The following is a 21,269-nucleotide window of genomic DNA, read 5'->3' as shown; positions in this document are numbered from 1 at the left end:
GAGGGGCGAGATGACAAAAGAAAAAATTTCACCCGGCATGCAACAGTATCTGGATATAAAAGCAGATTATCCGGATGCTTTTTTGCTATTTCGTATGGGTGACTTCTATGAACTATTTTATGATGATGCGGTAGAGGCGGCGCAGATTTTGGAGTTGGCTCTTACCAGTCGTAATCGCAATGCGGAAAATCCGATTCCAATGGCAGGGGTACCTTATCATGCGGCCCAGCAATACATTGATACCTTGGTTGATTTGGGACACAAGGTCGCAGTAGCAGAGCAAATGGAAGATCCTAAGACAGCAGTCGGCGTTGTCAAGCGGGAAGTGGTGCAAGTCATTACTCCTGGAACGGTTGTAGATTCATCAAAAATCGGGTCTGAGAGCAATTTCTTGGTGGCAATTGAGCGCCAAGGTGTGACCTATGCCTTGTCCTATATGGATGTGGCAACAGGTCAGTTCTTTGTGACCAGTCTGGATGATTTTATGAGCCTATGCGGGGAAATTCGCAATTTGCGGGCTCGTGAATTGGTCATTGGCTATCAGTTGTCAGAAGAGGAAGAGCAGGTGCTGACCAGTCAGATGAATCTTCTCCTGTCTTATGAGGATGCGGTAGCAGATGACGTGCAATTGATCGACTCTTCCTTGATTGAGGTCGAAAAAAATGCTGCGGGAAAACTGCTCAGCTATGTCCTGCGGACCCAGTTGCGCGATCTGGTGCATTTGCAAAAGGTTCAGCACTATGAGATTAAGGACTACCTGCAAATGGATTATGCAACCAAGTCCAGTCTTGATTTACTGGAAAATGCTCGGACAGGCAAGAAGCACGGCAGTCTCTATTGGCTTCTTGATGAAACCAAGACTGCGATGGGCTTGCGCTTGTTGCGTTCATGGATTGACCGTCCCTTGATTGACCGGACGAAAATTGAAGCACGCCAGCGCGTGGTACAGGTTTTTCTTGATTATTTCTTTGAGCGTAGCGACTTGATTGAGAGCTTAAAAGGCGTCTATGATATTGAGCGCTTGGCTAGTCGTGTCTCCTTTGGGAAAACCTTGCCTAAGGACTTGCTCCAACTGGCTCAGACGCTGGAAAATGTTCCTGCGATTCGGGCCATTTTAGAGCAGATGGATGAACCAGCTCTTGCTCCCTTGATTGCAGGCTTAGATTCTATTCCCGAACTCCATGCTCTGATTAGTGAGGCAATCGACCCAGATGCCCAAGGTGCGATTACAGACGGAGACATTATCAAAACAGGTTTTGATGAGACCTTGGACCAATACCGTCTGGTCATGCGAGAAGGAACGGGCTGGATTGCTGAAATTGAAGCCAAGGAGCGAGCTAATTCTGGTATCAACAATCTGAAAATTGATTACAATAAAAAAGACGGTTACTATTTCCACGTGACCAATTCCAATCTGAACAATGTCCCAGACCATTTTTTCCGTAAGGCAACCCTGAAAAATTCAGAACGCTATGGTACGGAGGAGTTGGCAAAAATTGAAGGACAGATGCTCGAAGCGCGTGATAAATCGTCTCATCTGGAGTATGAAATTTTCATGCGGATCCGCCAAGAAGTAGAAAAATACATCAGTCGCCTGCAACGCTTGGCACGAATCATTGCGACGATTGATGTCCTGCAATCCTTTGCCGTTGTCGCAGAAACCCAGCGCTATATGTGTCCGCAGTTTACCGATAGTCGGAAAGTGATGATTGAACAAGGGCGCCATGCGGTTGTTGAAAAGGTCATGGGCAAGCAGACCTATATTCCTAACTCGATTGTTCTTGATGAGGCAACCAACATGCAGCTGATTACAGGGCCAAATATGAGCGGTAAATCAACCTATATGCGTCAGCTAGGCATGATGGTTATCATGGCGCAAATGGGATCTTATGTGCCAGCAGAACAAGCTACCTTGCCGATTTTTGATGCCATTTTCACACGGATTGGAGCAGCAGATGATTTGGTCAGCGGGCAGTCCACTTTTATGGTCGAGATGATGGAGGCTAATAAGGCCGTTCGTTTGGCTAGCGAGCACTCATTGATTCTCTTTGATGAGTTGGGACGCGGAACAGCGACCTATGATGGGATGGCCCTGGCCCAGTCGATTATCGAGTACATTCATGACCGCATTGGAGCCAAGACCCTCTTTGCGACCCATTACCACGAGCTAACGGACTTGAGCGAGACACTTTCTCATTTGGAGAATGTCCATGTATCAACCATGGAAAATGATGGTCAGGTGACCTTCTTGCACAAGATTGCAGTAGGTCCTGCTGACAAGTCTTACGGGATTCACGTGGCGAAAATTGCTGGCATGCCTGATGAATTGCTAGCGCGAGCAGATACCATCTTGCAATCTCTGGAAAATCAAGTTCAAGTTCCCCAGATTGCTGAAAAACCGGCTCCACCAGAGTCCGTCGGGCAATTGGACCTCTTTGCAGCGCCTCATCCAGCACTAGAGCAACTAGAGAAGTTGGATGTCTACACCATGACACCGCTGGAAGCTATGAATGCCCTAGCGGAGTTGAAGAAATTATTATAAGAGCAAAAAGCTAGGGCAACCTAGCTTTTTAGCTGTTCGAACCAACCACATAAACACCGCATTCAGCCACATAGACAACTGCTATTGAAATCTGTTCATAAATGATGTTTAATAAAGGCAAGAAAGGAGTTCCTATGAAAGTAAGAGTAGCTATCAACCCAGCTTTTGCAGAAGACCAGGTACAGATTGAAGCAAGGGAGCTGACCCCAGCGATTTCAGACTTGGTTGGCTATGCTAAACAGATGGATAAACGCCCGACCAGTCTAACGGTGAAAAAGGGAGAAGAGGTCTATCTCCTTGAATGGAGCGACATTACCAGACTCTATCTGGAAAATCGTATCCTGCAAGTCAAGGCGAAGACTATCTGCTACCAATCTTCCCTGCGACTGTATCAGGTCAAGGAGATCTTGCCGGAACATTTCCTACAAATCTCCCAATCAGAAATCATCAATCTAAAGCAATTAAATCACCTGCAATTGACCCCGAATGGCTTGGTCAAACTTGTCTTAAACAATCAAGACGTGACCTATTCATCGTGTCGTTATCTAAAAACCATAAAGGAGGCTCTACACCTATGAAACGCTATCTTTATTCCGCTAGTCTCGGCATTAGCATTGGCCTAATCATTTCGCTCATCATGTCCGCCTGTTTTGGACACGGGACCTATCTTCCGCTCAATCCCCTATCCACCATGGGGCGCTACTATCTTAGCCATTTCAACCTTGTGGAGGTTATGGTGATTTCCGTTCTTATCTGGGCTGCGATTGGTTTGTTGTTTCAGATAGCAGATTGCATTTTCAAGCAGGAGTGGAGTTTGGCTAAGATGACATTTGTGCATTTTCTCCTAACCGCAGTTGGCTTTACCTCTCTCGGTCTGCTTGCTGGCTGGTTTCTGATCAACCTCATCTGGATTCTATTTTTTGAAAGCATCTTTGTCGTCGTCTATGCCCTAATCTTTTGGATCAATTATCAATCCATGAAAAAACACATCACAGCCATCAATCAAGGATTGGAGAAATAGCAGTTTTTGATGATAAAGACGGAGCAGAGTAGATTTCCTCTACCTGCTCTTTTTGTTTCCCTTTATGGTATAATAGGGTCATTAGAAAGACAGGGATACAGTATGGCAACAATTATTGAATTACCAGAAGTCCTTGCCAATCAGATTGCAGCAGGAGAGGTGATTGAGCGTCCTGCTAGTGTGGTCAAAGAATTGGTGGAAAATTCTATCGATGCAGGAGCTAGTCAAATTAGCATCAGTATCGAAGAATCAGGATTAAAAAAAATTGAAATAAGTGACAACGGCGAAGGAATTGCACCAAGCGAGGTGTCTCTTGCTTTGCGCCGTCATGCAACCAGTAAAATCAAAAGTCAGGCAGACTTGTTCCGCATTCGGACACTAGGCTTTCGCGGCGAGGCTCTACCGTCCATCGCCTCTGTCAGTCGGATTCGAGTAGAGACCGCCACAGAAGCGGCACCTCACGGGCTTGTTTTAGAAGCTGAAGCAGGGCAGGTGACGAGAGAAGAAGTCATGAGCCGACCTATTGGCACGCGAATTTCTGTGGAAGATCTCTTCTACAACACACCTGCACGGCTCAAATATGTCAAAAGTCAGCAGGCAGAATTGTCTCACATTGTGGATGTGGTCAATCGCTTGAGTCTTGCCCATCCCGAGATTGCCTTTAGCTTGATAAATGAAGGGCGCGAATTGATTCAAACGGCTGGGACGGGGAATCTCCGCCAAGCCATTTCAGGTGTTTACGGGATTACGTCCGCTAAAAAAATGGTTGAGATTGCAGCGGAGGACTTGGACTTTCAGGTGTCTGGCTATGTCTCGTTACCAGAGCTGACACGGGCCAATCGCAATTATATCAGCATTTTCATCAACGGTCGTTATATCAAGAATTTCCTCCTCAACCGTGCGATTTTAGACGGTTATGGCAGCAAACTGATGGTCGGCCGTTTCCCACTTGCGGTGATTGACATTCAGATTGATCCCTATTTGGCGGACGTCAATGTTCATCCGACCAAGCAGGAGGTGCGGATTTCGAAAGAAAAGGAATTGATGACCCTCATTCGTGAGGCAATTTCATCAGCGATCAAGGAGCAGGATTTGATTCCAGATGCGTTGGAGAATTTAGCCAAATCAAGCACTAGAACCAAGGTCAAGACGGAGCAAGTCACCCTACCATTAAAAGAAACCAATCTTTATTACGATACCGTTCGGCAGGATTTCTTTGTCAAATCAGAAATAGTTGCTGAGGAGATCAAAGAGTTTGAGCCTGTCAAACTAGTTGACAAAAAAGTTGACAAACCTGTCAATATCAAATTTGCCCAGCGGGAAGAATTTTCAGCAGATGATCCAGAGCACCCAAGTATTGGAAAAAAAGAGTTGGGCAAATTAGCCGAACGCCTAGAAAACGAAGAAAGCTCAACCTTCCCAGAGTTAGAATATTTCGGACAAATGCACGGCACGTATCTGTTTGCACAAGGGAAATCAGGTCTTTATATTATTGACCAGCATGCAGCCCAAGAACGGGTTAAATATGAAGAATACCGTGACAGTATTGGAAATGTCGACAATTCTTCTCAGCAGCTCTTAGTTCCTTATATCTTTGATTTTCCTGCAAATGATGCCCTGTCGCTTAAGCAAAAAATTGATTCCTTGTGTCAAGTAGGTGTCAACTTAGAAGAGTATGGTGTCAATCAATTCATTCTGCGCGAACATCCGATTTGGATGAAAGAAGACGAGATCGAATCTGCTGTCTATGAGATGTGCGACATGCTCTTGTTGACAGATGAGGTATCAATTAAGCGTTACCGAGCAGAACTGGCAATCATGATGTCTTGTAAACGCTCGATTAAGGCGAATCATTCCTTGGATGATTACTCAGCCTGTCATTTATTGCGTCAGTTATCGACCTGTAAAAATCCCTATAATTGTCCGCATGGGCGACCAGTCTTGGTTCATTTTACGACATCCGATATGGAAAAAATGTTCCGTCGCATTCAAGAAAATCATACCAGTCTACGTGAATTAGGTAAATATTAGAGAGAAAGAGAATATGTACGATTATATCAAAGGAACCTTAACAAAAATTACTGCAAAATATATTGTGGTGGAGGTGGGAGGTATTGGCTTCATCTTGCAAGTGGCCAATCCCTATGCCTACTCAGGCGATATGAATCAGCAGGTGACGGTCTATACTCACCAAGTCATTCGAGAAGATGCACATCTCTTATATGGCTTTCGGACCGGGGCTGAAAAATCCGTCTTTTTGAGTTTGATTTCCGTTTCAGGGATCGGTCCGACAACGGCTCTTGCCATTATTGCAGTGGATGATAATGACGGTTTGGTACGGGCGATTGAGCAAAAGAACATTACCTACCTCACCAAGTTTCCCAAGATTGGCAAAAAAACAGCCCAGCAAATGGTGCTGGATTTGGAAGGCAAGTTTGTCTTGTCAGAGCAGGCTGAAGTGCCAAGCCTAGCTGTTGAGGAATCTGACAATACCGCCCTTGATGAAGCCATGGAAGCCATGGAGGCCTTGGGCTATCGTCCAGCAGAATTGAAGAAAATTAAGAAATTCTTTGAAGGAACAACAGATACGGCTGAAAATTATATCAAGTCGGCTCTCAAGATGTTAATGAAATAGGAGCAACGTCCATGAAACGGTGTGGTTGGGTCAACGAACATAACCCTTTATATGTAGCTTACCATGATGAAGAGTGGGGACGACCTGTCAAGGAAGATCAGCGTCTCTTTGAACTCTTATGCCTAGAAAGTTATCAGGCTGGTCTATCGTGGGAGACGGTTCTCAACAAACGGTCGGCATTTCGCCAGGCTTTTGATGACTATGATGTATCTAAAGTCGCACAAATGGCAGATAGTGAATTGGAAAACCTATTAGCGAATCCAGCTATTATCCGTCATAGAGCTAAGATTTTTGCTACACGGCAGAATGCCCAAGCCTTTCTCAAGGTTCAGCAGGAGTACGGTACCTTTGCGAGCTATCTCTGGTCGTGGGTTAACTTTACACCGATTGACAATCTTGTCAAGAATTACCGAGAAGTTCCTAGCAAAACGCCTCTGTCGGTACAGCTATCTAAAGATCTGAAAAAGCGAGGCTTTACCTTTGTAGGACCCGTCTGTGTCTATTCCTACCTGCAGGCGGCAGGTCTTGTTAACGATCATGAAGTGGGTTGTTTTTGTAAAGGAGATTCTCATGAATGAAATAACTGTAAAACCCTTGGTGGCTTTTGCTCAGAACACCCATATTGAAACCGAGCGCTTGAAACTTCGTCCAATGGTAGCGGCAGACTTGGACGATTATCATGCGTTCACATCTGATGATGAGCTTTTGAAGTATAATTACCATGCTCATAAGGATAAGCGGGAAAGTTTGGAAGGTCTCGTGATGTACAATATGGCAAGTCCCCTTGGTCGTTATGCAATAGAGTTAAAAGAAAATCAACGAATGATTGGAAATATTGTCCTCTATTTGAATGATGAGCAGGACGTAGCAAGCATTGGCTATACCTTGCATGTCAATTATCACCATCAAGGTTATGCTATCGAAGCGGCCCTAGCTTTGAAGGAATTATTCTGGGAAGTTGCCGATTTAAAAATTTTAACTGCATCTTGCGATTCTCGAAATAATGCCAGTGAAAAAGTAATGAAAAAGTTAGGTATGCAGCTGGTGAGACGCCGCGAGGGAGCAAAGAATTTACGTGGAGAAATCGTGACCATGTTGGACTATGAGATTCGAAAGCCTGTAAATGAAGTGTAGATATATTCTGATGTGTGTCAGCGTGTCCTATTGTAAAAGCATTTTGACGTGCTTTGTTAAAGGGTTTGGTCTCGACAAGCTTCACTTGCTACTGTAAACTGAGGAGGAAATATGACAATAGGACAAGTGATAAAAAACAAGCGACTAGAAGCAGGTCATTCTCAGGAATATCTAGCAGAGCAACTCGGGTTCAGCCGTCAAACTCTCTCCAATTGGGAAATGCACGTACCATTCCAGCGGCAGATTACCTAAAAGAACTGAGTCAGCTCTATGGCATGTCCTTTGATGCCTTGATTGGACTTGAAGCGCCAAGCTATTCCAAGAAGAACTTACTTCTCAAATATGCCCTGCTCAGCCTCGTTCTCGCCCTACTGCTCTTATCTAGTCAGGATAGCAATCTTTACGCTTATATGATTGGGGGCACTATTTTCATCCTTTTTCTATTGGATATTTCAAGATTCATCAAGAAAAAGGTGGCCTTATGGAAAAACAGAGAAAGTCGGTTATAGTTTTTGCAGTTTTATATAGTGTGATGTTTCTGATGCGAGGAAATCGAGTCATTGGCAGTTTGTTTTCTCTCACTTCGGAACAACGTATCTTCTTTCAATTTGTCCTCTATATCCTTTTATGCTTGCTAGGAATCGTTGCTTACAGGGAAGAATTACAGCAGAAGTGGCGGTGGATTAGGACACATAAAACCAAATCTTTAGGAATCCTAGTGCTTGGTTTTATCATGACAAGTTTAGCTGATACGCTCTTGTCACTGATGGTTGTGACGTTGACTTCAGTTTTCAATGTAGAATGGATTTCTACTAATTCTAACACTGTTGCTTTTGTGTTTAATAATTTTTCTCCTATCATCAGTATTCTAATACTAGGAGTAGCAGGTCCCTTGGTGGAAGAATTTTTCTTTAGACAATTTTTAGTAGGTAGATTACTAGAAAAATGTTCAAAAACAGTTGCTATAGCAGTGTCTGCTCTCTTATTTGCACTCAACCATGCCCAGCGTTTACAAACTTCTGAGTTACTGACAATTTTGTTGCATCTACCAGCTGGAATTATCTGGGGAATTCTTTTCTTACGAACGAATAAAAATATTTATTTTAGTTCCTGTTTACACATCTTTAATAATGTTACGGCATTCTTGCTATAAGAATAAATATCAAAGAACCAATCCGGTTCTTTTTATGTTATAATCAAGAAAATATTTTACGAATAATAAGATGAGGAGGTTTATATGAAAGCAGAGTTGATTGCAGTTGGAACGGAGATTCTGACGGGGCAAATCGTCAACACCAATGCTCAATTTTTATCAGAAAAATTTTCCGAGTTAGGTATCGATGTCTTTTTTCATACCGCAGTTGGTGACAACGAAAAGCGTCTTTTGTCTGTCCTAGATATTGCGAGTAAGCGCAGTGAGTTGGTCGTTCTTTGCGGAGGGTTAGGTCCGACCGAAGATGACCTGACCAAGCAAACCTTAGCTAAGTTTCTAGGTAAAAATTTGGTCTTTGATCCAACCGCTTTGGCCAAGTTAGACCGCTTTTTCGCCAGTAGAAAAGGACGCGTGCGTACTCCCAATAACGAGCGCCAAGCGCAGTTGGTCGAAGGAAGTAAGGCGCTTCAAAATCCAGCAGGTCTAGCAGTGGGTGGTCTGATTGAGCAGAATGGTGTAACCTATGTTGTGCTACCAGGTCCACCTAGCGAGTTGCAGGCGATGTTTGCGGAAAGTGTACAGCCCTTATTGCTTCATTCAAACCAAAAGTTGTACTCGCGTGTGCTACGCTTCTTTGGGGTTGGCGAAAGTCAGTTGGTGACCATTTTGGCGGATCTAATTGAAAATCAAACGGACCCAACTCTGGCACCCTATGCCAAGACAGGTGAAGTCACCTTGCGCTTGTCTACAAAGGCAGGAAATGGGGAAAAAGCCAATCAAAAACTCGACCAACTGGAAAAAGAGATTTTATCGAGAGAACATCTCGCTACCTGTCTCTATGGCTATGGCGATGACAACAGCCTTTCTAAGATTGTGGCAAGCGAACTAGAAGAGCGAGGTTTTCGTTTTGCGATGGTGGAGAATCTGACAGCTGGCTTACTCCAAGCAGACTTGACACTTGCTTTACAGAATCGTCAACTCTTTAAGGGAGGTCTAATAGTGAGCGATGAAAGGATGGATTCTCAGAAGGCTCAAGAATTGGCTGCCTCTATCTGTAAAGAGTCCAAGGCAGATGTGGGGCTTGCTTTGCTAGGAGAACTAAAGCCAGAATCACAAGCAGATAATGTGATGGCGACCTACTACATTGCTGTAACGGTACATAATCAGTTAACTGTCAACGAGGTAGATTTAGGTGGCTATACGGAACAACACATGCGCCATATTGCATGTTTACATGCCCTCGACACCGTGCGTAATATTTTGTTAAACCATAAAAATTTGCTATAATGAACAAAATGATGACAACTAAGAGGAGAAGGAAAATTGGCAAAGAAACCAAGTAAAAAATTAGAAGATATTACCAAAAAATTTGGTGATGAACGCAAGAAAGCCTTAGATGATGCTCTAAAAACGATTGAAAAAGATTTTGGTAAGGGTGCGATTATGCGCCTAGGAGAGCGTGCTGAACAAAAAGTCCAAGTCATGAGTTCAGGAAGCTTGTCAATTGATATTGCCTTGGGTGCTGGTGGTTATCCAAAGGGACGGATTATCGAAATCTACGGTCCTGAAAGTTCGGGTAAGACGACAGTGGCTCTTCATGCAGTTGCTCAAGCACAAAAAGAAGGTGGTATTGCAGCCTTTATTGATGCTGAGCATGCACTTGACCCGGCCTATGCCCAAGCGCTAGGTGTCAATATTGACGAATTGCTCTTATCTCAACCAGACTCTGGTGAGCAAGGACTTGAAATTGCTGGTAAGTTGATTGATTCAGGTGCCGTCGACCTCGTGGTTATTGACTCGGTTGCAGCCCTTGTACCTCGTGCGGAGATTGATGGTGAGATTGGGGATAGCCACGTTGGTTTGCAGGCGCGTATGATGAGCCAAGCCATGCGGAAACTATCTGCTTCTATCAATAAGACCAAGACCATTGCCATCTTCATCAACCAATTGCGTGAAAAAGTTGGCGTCATGTTTGGAAATCCTGAGACAACGCCTGGTGGACGTGCGCTGAAATTTTACGCATCTGTCCGTATGGATGTTCGTGGAAATACTCAGATTAAGGGTAGCGGTGACAAAAAAGACACCAATGTCGGAAAAGAGACTAAGGTTAAAATCGTTAAAAACAAGGTCGCTCCTCCTTTCAAGGAAGTAGTTGTCGAAATCATGTATGGTCATGGAATTTCACAAACGGGTGAATTGATTGAGATTGGTAGCAATCTTGGCATCATTAAAAAAGCCGGTGCTTGGTATTCCTACAACGATGAGAAAATCGGCCAAGGTTCAGAAAACGCTAAGAAATACTTGGAAGAGAATCCAGAAGTATTTGCTGAAATCGACCGCAAGATCCGTGTTCACTATGGTCTGATTGAAGATACAGAGCCAGCTGAAATTGTTGAAAAAGCAGAAGTTCCAGCAGACATTGAAGATGTGGTGCTTGATTTAGACGGTGGCATTGAGCTGGAAGAGTAAAAGAGACAGAAGGTTGAGATTTGTTCTCGCCTTTTTTGTATAAAAACACCCGTTTTACGAATGTTTTTATCAGATTTTACAAAATAATGAGGTGAAAAGTGAAAAATAGGTCTTTAGACTGAAGCATTTCTATGGTATAATAGAGTATAATATGTTTAAGAAAATGTAGCAAAGGAGAGACTACATGATTAAAATTTATACAGTTTCTAGCTGTACAAGTTGTAAAAAAGCGAAAAACTGGCTCAATGCTCACCAGTTATCATACAATGAGCATAATTTAGGAAAAGAAGCTATCAGCAAAGAAGAGATTTTAAATATTTTAACGAAGACCGAGAACGGGATTGCAAGTATTGTATCCTCTAAAAATCGCTATGCTAAAAATCTCAACTGCGATATTGAAGATTTGAGTGTCAGTGAAGTGATTGAATTGATTACGGAAAATCCACGTATTTTAAAAAGTCCCATCCTAATCGATGAGAAGCGCCTTCAGGTAGGCTATAAAGAAGACGACATCCGTGCTTTTCTACCTCGTTCTGTACGCAATGTAGAGAATGCACAAGCTCGTCTGCGTGCAGCTCTATAAGGGATACACTAGAGAGAAAAGTTTGATTTTTGGGTCAAACTTTTTTTGTCGCAGATAATGGAATTTGTTGCGGATAACATCGAGCCTGCAAAAGCCGATAATATAAGGTCGAATCATTGATAGTATAGACTAAATATGGTATAATAAAGGTAATAGAATAAGGAAAGAAGGTGTAAGTATGGGATTCACAGAAGAAACGGTTCGTTTTCGTTTGGATGATGTCAATAAACAAGAAATTAGCGAAACCTTGACAAATGTCTACCGTTCTCTCGATGAGAAAGGTTACAATCCAATTAACCAAATCGTTGGCTATGTATTGAGTGGAGATCCAGCTTATATCCCTCGTTACAATGATGCGCGGAACCGGATTCGTAAGTATGAACGCGATGAAATCGTAGAAGAATTGGTCCGTTTTTATTTGAAGGGAAATGGGATTGACCTCTGATGAGAGTAATGGGATTAGATGTAGGCTCCAAAACGGTTGGCGTAGCGATTTCGGATCCTCTAGGTTTTACAGCGCAAGGATTGGAAATTATTCCGATTGACGAGGAGAAGGGCGAGTTTGGATTTGAACGTTTGACAGAGCTGGTCCAAGAATATAAGGTGGACACATTCGTTGTCGGTCTACCGAAAAATATGAACAATACCAGCGGGCCACGCGTTGAGGCTAGTCAAGCTTACGGTAATCAATTGGTGGAGCGATTCAAGCTACCCGTTGAGTATCAAGATGAACGCCTGACTACAGTGGCGGCAGAACGCATGTTAATTGAGCAGGCAGATATCAGTCGTGGCAAACGTAAGAAAGTGATTGATAAGTTAGCTGCACAGCTCATTTTACAAAATTATTTAGATAGAACATTTTAAGGAGTAACATATGGTACACGATCATGATCATAGCCATGATGAACGCGAGTTTATCACCCTAGTAGACGATAATGGAAACGAAACCTTATTTGAAATTCTTTTAACCATTGACGGACAAGAAGAGTTTGGTAAAAATTACGTTCTCTTGATTCCTGCCAGCGCAGAAGAAGATGAAAACGGTGAGGTAGAAATCCAAGCCTACTCATACGTTGAAAACGAAAATGGCACCGAAGGTGACCTCCAACCAATCCCAGAAGATGCAACAGCCGAATGGGATATGATTGAAGAAGTCTTTAACAGCTTTATGGAGGAGTAAAAACGTCCAGTGGACGTTTTTAGCCTCGCTCCTAGAAATAATAGAGAGCAGTAGCCCAGTGGGCTATTTTAGCTCTGCGCCCGAAATTGTAAGCGCAGATAATTTGTTGGACGTTTTTAACCCTGCCCTAGAAAAATCTGCTTGATGAATAGCAACCCATATCTACGATTGGATATTCCAATCGTAGATTTTTTTGTCCAAGGATTGCCTGTTATCAGTTGGAGATGAAAATTGTCATACTTTATTATTTTTGGTATAATATATAGATATTTCTAGGAGAGTGATGAAGTATGAGGAAGGAAGGATTTGGAGAGAAAGTTCGGAGATTGAGAGAGGAACGTGGCTGGACCAGAGAGCAGTTTTGCGATGACGAGCTGGAGTTGACCGTGCGCCAGCTGACGCGGATTGAGCTGGGGGTATCGAAGCCTACATTGACTAAGATATTTTTTATCGCTCATCGCTTGGGCATGTCTCTTTTTGAATTGATGCCAGATTATGTTGATTTACCAAATCAGTACGTGAAGCTCAAATATGATATTTTGCGTACTCCTACTTATGATCAGTTCGATTTGATTGAAAAACGCAATGAGAAGCTGCTTTACGTGTATGAACACTTTTATGATTCTTTGCCAGACAGAGAGCGAGTGGCGCTGGATGCTTTGCAATCTACTATCGATGTATTAGAGACCAAGTCAGACATATTCGGTAGGGAGATTGTCAAGAAACATATCCCGCAGATTGAACGCAAACGAAAATATGATGTGAATGATTTATTGGTTATTCATCTTTTTATGGAGCATGCCTATCTGTCCAATCTGAGGAAGAAGTCTGATAACAGGAAGGTGTTTTTAAAGTTGATGGCAGAGTTACCCAAACAAGTCATGATGATGGAGCCAGAGGATCTCTTTGTCCTTAGAAATGTTATGTTTGCAACAATTCGTGTGCTGGGAGCCAAGGGAATCTATGATCCTATTCCAACCTTGTTTCAAGGGCTTGATCAGATTATGCAGATTACACAAGATTTTCAAAAATATCCGATTTTTAGTATGCTTCGTTGGAAATATGAACTCTTGGTCCACCGCGATGTCAACCGAGCCCATACCTACTGTAAAGAAGCGATGGTATTTGCTAAATTGATGGGAAATCTACACTTGATGGAGCAACTACAGGCACAGTGGCGACGCGATACAAGTGACTTTGCGACATTTTTGTCCTGTTGATTCTTTTGATGTTCTATTATACTAAGATCATCAAAGGAAAAGGAGGTAAGAGTCTTGAAGACAGTTCATTATAGTGTCGCAGTCGATTGGTCTGATTGGTGGGTGAAATAACCCACCATTCTTTTTTGATTTTTTAGGTTAAAGCTGATACTATAGTCAAATGAATGGACTTTCAGACAAGGAACTAAGATGCGGACAGTATAGTGGATTGAGAAAGGAATAGGACAGGACTAGGAGCTGCAGATAGACCGGGTGTTTATCAAAGCGATTTAACGATGTCTTTTACTCACTTCACTATACAGTACGGTCAGTCGAAAGTGACGATGTATCAAAGTTTATTCAAAAGACTATGTAGAGGAAGCATTGATGGAGGTAGAGATGACGAGACTAGAGAAATGGTTACAAACTAAGCAGGGACAGGTTTACCGCTATAAGATGGAGAAAGTTCAGTATGCTCTTGAGTTACTGGGGCATCCTGAGAAAGGCTTGCCTGTCGTTCATGTTGCAGGTACCAATGGGAAGGGCTCAACCATAGCTTTTTTAAACAGTTTGTTGATTGCTCAAGGCTTTCGGGTTGGAACATTTGTTTCTCCACATATGGTCACGATTTATGACCGAATTTGTATCAACGGTCGGCCGATTCCAGAAGCACTTTTCCAGAAATTGGCGGAGCAGATTTTTGCTTTGGAACAAGAGGTGGAGCAGGTCTATGAACCCTTTCGCTATTTTGAAGTGATAACTCTCATCATGCTTCTTTATTTTAAGGACCAGGGGTTGGACTTTGCCCTGGTTGAAGTTGGAATCGGTGGATTGCTGGACACGACAAATGTGGTGGAGCCTTTAGCGACCTTGATTACCTCTATTGGTTTGGATCATCAGGACTTACTCGGTCATCGTTTAGAAGCGATTGCGGAGCAAAAAGCAGGTATAATAAAGCCAGACGTTCCTGTACTTATTGGCCCATTGCCATCTTCTGCGGTAGAGATTTGCCGTAGGCAGGCTAGGCTACAAGAAGCGCCAATCTACTGTGAGGGGTTGGATTTTTCCCTTCAGAATGGCCTCTTTACCAATGCGACACAAAGGCTTGAGAGACTAAGGTTAGGCTTGGTTGGGCAGCATCAGGAAGAAAATGCAGCTCTTGCTTTACAGGCCTTTTTTCTCCTGTTGGAACAGCGAAACGTTTCAATTGACATGGAGATTGTGCGTCAGGCATTAGCGACAACGACGTGGGTAGGGCGTTTAGAAAAAGTGGGGCAGCAGGGACAAATCTATTTGGATGGAGCCCATAATCTTCCTGCCATTGAACGATTGGTAGCGTTTATCCAGTCTCTTTCAGTGGAACGGGTAACGATTCTTTTTTCAGCTTTGAAGCGAAAAGATTTTCGAGAGATGTTGGAGTATCTCGAAAAAAATGTGCCACAGGCTAGATTGGTACTAACAAGCTTTGCCTATGACGGTGGTATTGATGAGATGGACTGTCCCGAAGGACTGCATTACGAGGCAGATTATACGCAATTTATTAAAGAATGGGAAGAGAATGCTTCATCAGACCAGGCATTGTTTATTACAGGGTCGCTCTATTTTATTTCAGAGGTTCGGCGTCAGTGGAAAGACGTTTTCGCTAGTTAGAAAAAGTGGGTACTGTTGTTAGGATAACCACCCATATTTAAAGGACTGGAAAGTGTTCGGTTTCGCGTGAGAGAATTCTTTTACGAATAGGATAGGTATGACAAATCAAGAATAGCTCTCTTTTTAGAGGGGTTCTGACAGCAAGCCTATCATCGTTTTCGAGAATTAGAGCAGTATGCTCGAATCGTAAACCAGCGAAATAAGAAATGACAGACGGTATACTTTTTGTTATAATAAAATGAATTGTGTAAGGAGAATCCAATGACAGAGACAGAAGTGACATACAGTCGTTCAGAGAGCTATTCAAGACGCAGTCGTCGTGTTCGCAAGAGTAGACAACCGCTATTTAATGAAGAATTTCAGCGCCAGATGCCAAAGACCAAGATGATGCCTTCTTTATCGTGGAGCTTAGTTTTGAGTTTGCTTAGTGTTGCCAATCCCTTGTTGACCTCCTTTGCGACAAACATGCAATCACAGGATTTGTATGCAGGATTCGCGATGCACGCAGGTCAGAGTCCTTACGGTCAATTTTTTGGTACGAGTGGAGTGCTCTATTATTTATTAGTATATGTTGGTTCTTCATTTGGGACAACACTTGGGCTGGTTTTCTTGCACTGGCTTGTGCTTTCGGCAGCAGGAATTTATTTTTATAAAATCTGCAGTTACTTCAGCCAATCAGGCCGTGTCAGCTCGAGATTACAAACCTGGTTTTACTTGTTTATTCTAGCTTTGAGCGTTGGCGGTGTTCAAGCCAGCTTGTTTGCATTACCGTTTGTACTAGCAGGTCTATGGTTTTTGTTACGGTATTTTGAACGAGCGACTCGGGATGAAGGGTTCATTTTATATGGAGTATACGGCGCGATTGCTTTTTTAATCTATTCTAAGAGCATCTTGTTGTGGGTAGTTTCCACCCTTGTATTGACCATTTATAATACGAACCAGCGACAGTTCGCAAGGGGGGTCTATCAGGCCTTAGCGACCATCTTTGGTTTTCTTCTAATCGTTTATTCTGTAGGGTATTACACCTTTGTAGAGCAAGTGTTGGGAGCGGCTATTCAACAGACTTTCTTCTATGAGTTTGCCTTGAATATTTCATATAGCGGTATCCTTTGGACGCTGGCTCAAATCTTTTTGTTCTTGCTCCTATCAGGATTTTTAAAGAATCTCTTGCAGCTACTCGTGTCAATGGGACAGGGGAAATGGGTGTATTTCAAGGTCCTTGTTGTGATGGCTTTTGCAGTCCAGCTCCTATTTTTAATAGCAGATGGACACTTTGAGTTGAGCCATTTGGTTATCATCTTGCCCTACGGCTTTATCATGGGCTTGATTGAGCTATCTTCTAGCGTTTCCAATGAAGAACTTTTAGCGAAAAAAATGGCGCATTATTCCTACCTCCAATCTCATATCTATCTACCATTACTTGCTGTGCTGCTCCTCTTAATAGTGAAGCCAGTTGTTACCTATGTTATGACGAACGATGTGATGCAGGAACGTCAAGAAGTGTCTCGCTATATCAAGGAGAGTTCTGAAAGTTCAGATACAATCTATGCATGGGATGATAGCGCTCATATCTATCTCCAGAGCGAGCGTCTTTCAGCAGGAGAAATTTTAACAGCTACGCCTTACCTAGATTCTAAAGCCAATCAGGATGGTCTGACATTTGATTTGAACAAGAACAAGGCGCGGTATATCGTTGTGAATACGCAGGTAGATCTGTTGAATAGAGTAAAATCGAACATAGAAAGCAATTACGAAAAAGTAGATTTGGGAACTAGTCAGTTGACTTTATACGAGAAAAAAGAATGAAAATGATTGTGTAAGCAGTCATTTTTTATTATAAAAACAATCTATATATTGTGTTTTTTTAAAAAAAATTACAATTTTGCTACTAGATGTTGATTTTATGATAGCGAAGTGATACACTATAGAAAGACAGAGAAAGGAGAGAATGTGAAATGGTAGTACAAACAGAACGGGTTATTGTACCAGAAATTTTAGTATTAAAACGAGACGGGCGGACAGTAGCCTTTGAGGCGGAGAAGATTTTGGCGGCGCTTGGTCGGGCCAATGATGAGATGGCACACCCTTGTTCGCAAGCGGCCCTTGATCAAGTGACTCAGACAGTGCTAGCGGAGATTGGTCGGCGTTTTCATCAGGATATTCAGATTTATGAAATCCAGACCATTGTCGAGCAGGAATTGCTGAAAGCCCACTTGTATGAATTAGCAGAACTGTATATTCAGTATCGTACCAAGCGGGATTTTGAGCGCCATCAAGCCATGGACATCAATTTTACGATTGAAAAGCTTTTGACAAAAGATCAGACGGTGGTCAATGAAAATGCTAACAAGGATAGTGATGTTTTTAATACCCAGCGTGATTTGACGGCGGGGATTGTAGGCAAATCCATTGGGCTCAAGCTCTTGCCAGCCCATGTGGCAAACGCCCACCAGAAGGGGGATCTTCATTTCCATGACTTGGATTACAGTCCCTATACGCCCATGACCAATTGCTGTTTGATTGATTTCAAGGGTATGCTGGCAAATGGCTTTAAGATTGGGAATGCTGAGGTAGAAAGTCCTAAGTCAATTCAGACAGCGACGGCGCAGATTTCACAAATCATTGCCAATGTCGCCTCAAGCCAATATGGTGGTTGTACGGCAGACCGTGTGGATGAGTTGCTGGCGCCTTATGCTGAGTTGAATTATCAAAAGCATTTGAAGGATGCAAGTCAGTGGGTCTTGTCTGAAAAGCAGGAAGAGTATGCCCGTGAAAAGACCCAAAAAGACATCTATGATGCCATGCAGTCCTTGGAGTATGAGATTAACACCTTATTTACCTCAAATGGCCAGACGCCTTTTACTTCCTTAGGATTTGGTCTAGGAATATCATGGTTTGAGCAGGAGATTCAAAAAGCGATTTTACAGATTCGGATCAAGGGCTTGGGGAGCGAAGAGCGAACGGCTATTTTTCCAAAATTGATTTTCACCCTCAAACGAGGTTTGAACCTGGAAGAAGGTAGTCCTAACTACGACATCAAGCAACTGGCCTTGGAATGCGCGACCAAGCGGATGTATCCTGATGTCTTGTCTTATGACAAGATTATTGACTTGACGGGCTCTTTTAAGGCACCGATGGGGTGTCGCTCTTTCTTACAGGGATGGCTGGATGAAAATGGCGAAGAAGTCAATTCTGGCCGAATGAATCTCGGTGTCGTGACCCTCAATCTTCCGCGGATTGCCATGGAATCTGGCGGAGATATGCTCAAGTTTTGGGATCTTTTTGAGGAACGGATGGGAATTGCCAAGGACGCCTTGGTTTATCGTATGCATCGTGTCATGGAGGCACGTCCAGCCAATGCACCGATTCTGTACCAGTATGGTGCTTTCGGCAAGCGCTTGGGCAAGGATGATGAGGTAGGGCAACTTTTCACCAACCGCCGTGCGACGATTTCTCTTGGCTACATTGGTCTCTATGAAGTCGCAACCGTCTTTTATGGTAGCGATTGGGAGACCGAGCCAGCGGCCAAAGAGTTTACCTTGGACATTATTCGGGTGATGAAAGAGCGTGTTGGAGCTTGGTCAGATGAGTATGATGTGCATTTTTCGCTTTATTCAACACCATCTGAAAGTCTGACAGACCGTTTCTGCCGTTTAGACCGAGAAAAGTTTGGGTTGGTCAAGGATATTACGGATAAGGAATACTATACCAATTCCTTCCATTATGATGTGCGCAAGAATCCAACTCCGTTTGAAAAATTAGAATTTGAAAAAGAGTATCCAGAAGCGGGTGCGACAGGTGGATTTATCCATTATTGTGAATATCCTGTTTTGCAGCAAAATCCGAAGGCTTTGGAAGCTGTCTGGGACTTTGCCTATGACCGTGTGGGGTATTTGGGAACCAATACTCCAATTGATCGCTGCTATGAATGTCATTTTGAGGGGGATTTTACACCGACTGAACGGGGCTTTAAGTGTCCAAACTGTGGCAATACGGATCCAAAGACTGTCGATGTGGTCAAGCGGACCTGTGGCTATTTGGGCAATCCGCAGGCTAGACCTATGGTCAATGGCCGTCACAAGGAAATTGCTGCGCGTGTCAAACACATGAATGGCTCAACGATACATGTAAAAGGAGATGAAAATGGGAAAGTATCAACTCGATGATAAGGGTAGAGCCCTTGTAACACGCTACCACGAGAAATATTCCAAAGGTGGCTTCAAAAAAACAGACAAGATTGCCCAGTTGCGGGAACAATTTTTAAAAAAACAAGGGAAATAAGACGAGATGGGGCAATCTGTCTGAACGATCAATATAAATGAGGCTGGGGATTGTCCCAGCCTTTACATCATAAGCAAGGAGTAGGCTATGGAATTGAGACGACCGACCTTGGCAGATAAGGTGGCGATTCTTGAGATGATGGGAGACTTTCGTACGGCTAAGAGTGCCACGGATGGCTTTTTTGGTGGAGAGAAGTTTGAGTATGAAGAGTGGCTTGAAACCAACGCTACTGCTGAGATGGGCTTGGGACTTCCAGCTGGATTTATGCCCTATATCCAGTATGTCTCCTTTGATGCTACAGGCAGAGCGCTGGGCTTTGTTAATCTGCGCTTGCGGCTCAATGAACACTTGCTTAATCACGGCGGTCACCTTGGCTACAGTATCCGTCCCAGCGAGCGGGGAAAGGGGTATGCTAAGGAGCAGTTGCATCTAGGATTATTAGAAGCGAAGAGAAAAAATATTTCTCGGGTGCTTTTGACCTGTCATGTCGGCAATGAAGCTAGTCGCAGAACCATTCTCTCCCAAGGTGGACAGCTGGAAAATCAAGTTGGGGAGACGGAGCGGTATTGGGTTGAGATGGAGGAGCTATGAATAATCCCAAACCACAAGAGTGGAAAAGTGAAGAATTGAGTCAAGGCAGGATTATTGACTACAAGGCCTTTAACTTTGTGGATGGTGAAGGGGTGCGCAATTCCCTTTATGTCGCGGGTTGTATGTTTCATTGTGAGGGTTGTTATAATGTGGCTACTTGGTCTTTTAAGGCGGGCATTCCTTACACCAAAGAGCTTGAGGAGCAAATCATGCAAGACCTTGCCCAGCCCTATGTACAGGGGCTGACCCTGCTAGGCGGTGAGCCGTTTTTGAATACGGGGATTTTGCTTCCCTTGGTCAAGCGGATTCGAAGAGAGTTGCCTGATAAGGACATTTGGTCTTGGACGGGCTATACTTGGGAGGAAATGATGCTGGAGACGCCTGATAAGTTGGAATTACTGCGCCATATTGACATCCTAGTTGATGGACGTTACGACCGCACAAAACGCAATCTCATGTTGCAATTTCGTGGATCGTCCAACCAGCGCATCATCGATGTGCAGCAATCTTTAGCGCAAAATCAAGTCGTGATTTGGGAGAAATTGCAGGACGGAACGAATCAGTATGAACAAATCAAACGGGATGAACCATAGCCTCCAAATTATGCTATAATCCCGACTTTATCACTTGTTTTTTCCCCCCACCTTGCTCCCCCTTGGTAGAGTAAGGTTTTTTAATAAATTTCAACGTCTTATCTTGTTGTATATGGTTATGTATGGTATAATGAACTATGGCTTTTATTAAAACAACAACAAACAAAGAAGGTAGGACGCATGTTTACCTTGTAGAAGGCTATCGTAAAGATGGTAAGGTCAAACAGCGTATCCTTAA

At 43.3% G+C, this 21,269-nt stretch carries 23 protein-coding genes; all 23 read left to right on the top strand.

The window, feature by feature from the left end; all coding sequences use genetic code 11:
* Positions 1-10 precede the first annotated feature (10 nt).
* Positions 11-2,542 (top strand): DNA mismatch repair protein MutS, encoded by a 2,532-nt coding sequence (mutS, locus tag E4T82_RS05990; protein WP_135181955.1) that lies wholly within the window; start codon positions 11-13, stop codon positions 2,540-2,542.
* Between the two features lie 134 nt (positions 2,543-2,676).
* Positions 2,677-3,120 (top strand): LytTR family DNA-binding domain-containing protein, encoded by a 444-nt coding sequence (locus E4T82_RS05985; RefSeq protein ID WP_135181954.1) that lies wholly within the window; start codon positions 2,677-2,679, stop codon positions 3,118-3,120.
* Positions 3,117-3,563, top strand: coding sequence for a DUF3021 domain-containing protein (locus E4T82_RS05980; protein ID WP_135181953.1), 447 nt, complete (start codon positions 3,117-3,119; stop codon positions 3,561-3,563). Before E4T82_RS05985 ends, E4T82_RS05980 begins: the two co-directional genes overlap by 4 nt.
* A gap of 102 nt (positions 3,564-3,665) precedes the next feature.
* A complete protein-coding gene (mutL, locus tag E4T82_RS05975) occupies positions 3,666-5,594 on the top strand; it encodes a DNA mismatch repair endonuclease MutL (RefSeq protein ID WP_135181952.1) in 1,929 nt (642 codons plus the stop codon).
* Positions 5,595-5,607: 13 nt separating this feature from the next.
* Positions 5,608-6,198, top strand: a complete 591-nt coding sequence (gene ruvA, locus E4T82_RS05970) for a Holliday junction branch migration protein RuvA (protein WP_135181951.1) — start codon at positions 5,608-5,610, stop codon at positions 6,196-6,198.
* An 11-nt stretch (positions 6,199-6,209) separates the two neighbouring features.
* A complete protein-coding gene (locus E4T82_RS05965) occupies positions 6,210-6,776 on the top strand; it encodes a DNA-3-methyladenine glycosylase I (protein WP_135181950.1) in 567 nt (188 codons plus the stop codon).
* Positions 6,769-7,332: a GNAT family N-acetyltransferase gene (locus tag E4T82_RS05960; protein WP_228065074.1), complete on the top strand. Its 564-nt coding sequence runs from the start codon at positions 6,769-6,771 to the stop codon at positions 7,330-7,332. Before E4T82_RS05965 ends, E4T82_RS05960 begins: the two co-directional genes overlap by 8 nt.
* A 111-nt stretch (positions 7,333-7,443) precedes the next feature.
* The gene (locus tag E4T82_RS05955) at positions 7,444-7,584 is read left to right on the top strand and encodes a helix-turn-helix domain-containing protein (protein ID WP_135181949.1); all 141 of its coding nucleotides are present in this window, start codon (positions 7,444-7,446) and stop codon (positions 7,582-7,584) included.
* Positions 7,545-7,841, top strand: coding sequence for a hypothetical protein (locus E4T82_RS12500; RefSeq protein WP_167753581.1), 297 nt, complete (start codon positions 7,545-7,547; stop codon positions 7,839-7,841). Before E4T82_RS05955 ends, E4T82_RS12500 begins: the two co-directional genes overlap by 40 nt.
* Positions 7,814-8,485, top strand: coding sequence for a CPBP family intramembrane glutamic endopeptidase (locus E4T82_RS05950; protein ID WP_135181948.1), 672 nt, complete (start codon positions 7,814-7,816; stop codon positions 8,483-8,485). Before E4T82_RS12500 ends, E4T82_RS05950 begins: the two co-directional genes overlap by 28 nt.
* 84 nt (positions 8,486-8,569) lie before the next feature.
* Positions 8,570-9,772 carry a competence/damage-inducible protein A gene (locus tag E4T82_RS05945; RefSeq protein WP_135181947.1) on the top strand — a complete coding sequence of 401 codons (1,203 nt, stop codon included), beginning with the start codon at positions 8,570-8,572 and terminating at the stop codon, positions 9,770-9,772.
* 36 nt (positions 9,773-9,808) lie between these two features.
* Positions 9,809-10,954: a recombinase RecA gene (recA, locus tag E4T82_RS05940; protein ID WP_135181946.1), complete on the top strand. Its 1,146-nt coding sequence runs from the start codon at positions 9,809-9,811 to the stop codon at positions 10,952-10,954.
* A gap of 184 nt (positions 10,955-11,138) precedes the next feature.
* Complete coding sequence (spx, locus tag E4T82_RS05935) at positions 11,139-11,537, top strand: transcriptional regulator Spx (protein WP_135181945.1); 399 nt, start codon at positions 11,139-11,141, stop codon at positions 11,535-11,537.
* Between the two features lie 178 nt (positions 11,538-11,715).
* Positions 11,716-11,982, top strand: coding sequence for an IreB family regulatory phosphoprotein (locus E4T82_RS05930; RefSeq protein WP_075099514.1), 267 nt, complete (start codon positions 11,716-11,718; stop codon positions 11,980-11,982).
* Entirely contained in the window at positions 11,982-12,401 is a 420-nt protein-coding gene (ruvX, locus tag E4T82_RS05925; RefSeq protein ID WP_135181944.1) for a Holliday junction resolvase RuvX, read from the top strand. Before E4T82_RS05930 ends, ruvX begins: the two co-directional genes overlap by 1 nt.
* Before the next feature lie 10 nt (positions 12,402-12,411).
* On the top strand, positions 12,412-12,717 hold the full coding sequence (locus E4T82_RS05920) for a DUF1292 domain-containing protein (protein ID WP_135181943.1): 306 nt from the start codon (positions 12,412-12,414) through the stop codon (positions 12,715-12,717).
* Positions 12,718-13,007: 290 nt separating this feature from the next.
* The gene (locus E4T82_RS05915) at positions 13,008-13,937 is read left to right on the top strand and encodes a helix-turn-helix domain-containing protein (protein ID WP_135181942.1); all 930 of its coding nucleotides are present in this window, start codon (positions 13,008-13,010) and stop codon (positions 13,935-13,937) included.
* A 378-nt stretch (positions 13,938-14,315) separates the two neighbouring features.
* The gene (locus E4T82_RS05910; RefSeq protein WP_135181941.1) at positions 14,316-15,566 is read left to right on the top strand and encodes a bifunctional folylpolyglutamate synthase/dihydrofolate synthase; all 1,251 of its coding nucleotides are present in this window, start codon (positions 14,316-14,318) and stop codon (positions 15,564-15,566) included.
* Between the two features lie 261 nt (positions 15,567-15,827).
* Positions 15,828-17,372 (top strand): quinol oxidase, encoded by a 1,545-nt coding sequence (locus tag E4T82_RS05905; protein ID WP_135181940.1) that lies wholly within the window; start codon positions 15,828-15,830, stop codon positions 17,370-17,372.
* Between the two features lie 149 nt (positions 17,373-17,521).
* Positions 17,522-19,732 (top strand): anaerobic ribonucleoside-triphosphate reductase, encoded by a 2,211-nt coding sequence (nrdD, locus tag E4T82_RS05900; protein ID WP_135181939.1) that lies wholly within the window; start codon positions 17,522-17,524, stop codon positions 19,730-19,732.
* Entirely contained in the window at positions 19,710-19,847 is a 138-nt protein-coding gene (locus E4T82_RS12495; RefSeq protein ID WP_167753580.1) for a hypothetical protein, read from the top strand. The genes nrdD and E4T82_RS12495 overlap by 23 nt, the downstream gene beginning before the upstream one ends.
* An 87-nt stretch (positions 19,848-19,934) precedes the next feature.
* Positions 19,935-20,438 carry a GNAT family N-acetyltransferase gene (locus E4T82_RS05895; RefSeq protein ID WP_135181938.1) on the top strand — a complete coding sequence of 168 codons (504 nt, stop codon included), beginning with the start codon at positions 19,935-19,937 and terminating at the stop codon, positions 20,436-20,438.
* Entirely contained in the window at positions 20,435-21,031 is a 597-nt protein-coding gene (gene nrdG, locus E4T82_RS05890) for an anaerobic ribonucleoside-triphosphate reductase activating protein (protein WP_135181937.1), read from the top strand. Before E4T82_RS05895 ends, nrdG begins: the two co-directional genes overlap by 4 nt.
* The last annotated feature ends 238 nt before the right edge of the window (positions 21,032-21,269 follow it).

It is taken from the genome of Streptococcus cuniculi (genome assembly GCF_004570575.1).
Taxonomy (GTDB): Bacteria; Bacillota; Bacilli; order Lactobacillales; family Streptococcaceae; genus Streptococcus; species Streptococcus cuniculi_A.
This window is presented reverse-complemented; position numbering and strand designations above follow the sequence as displayed.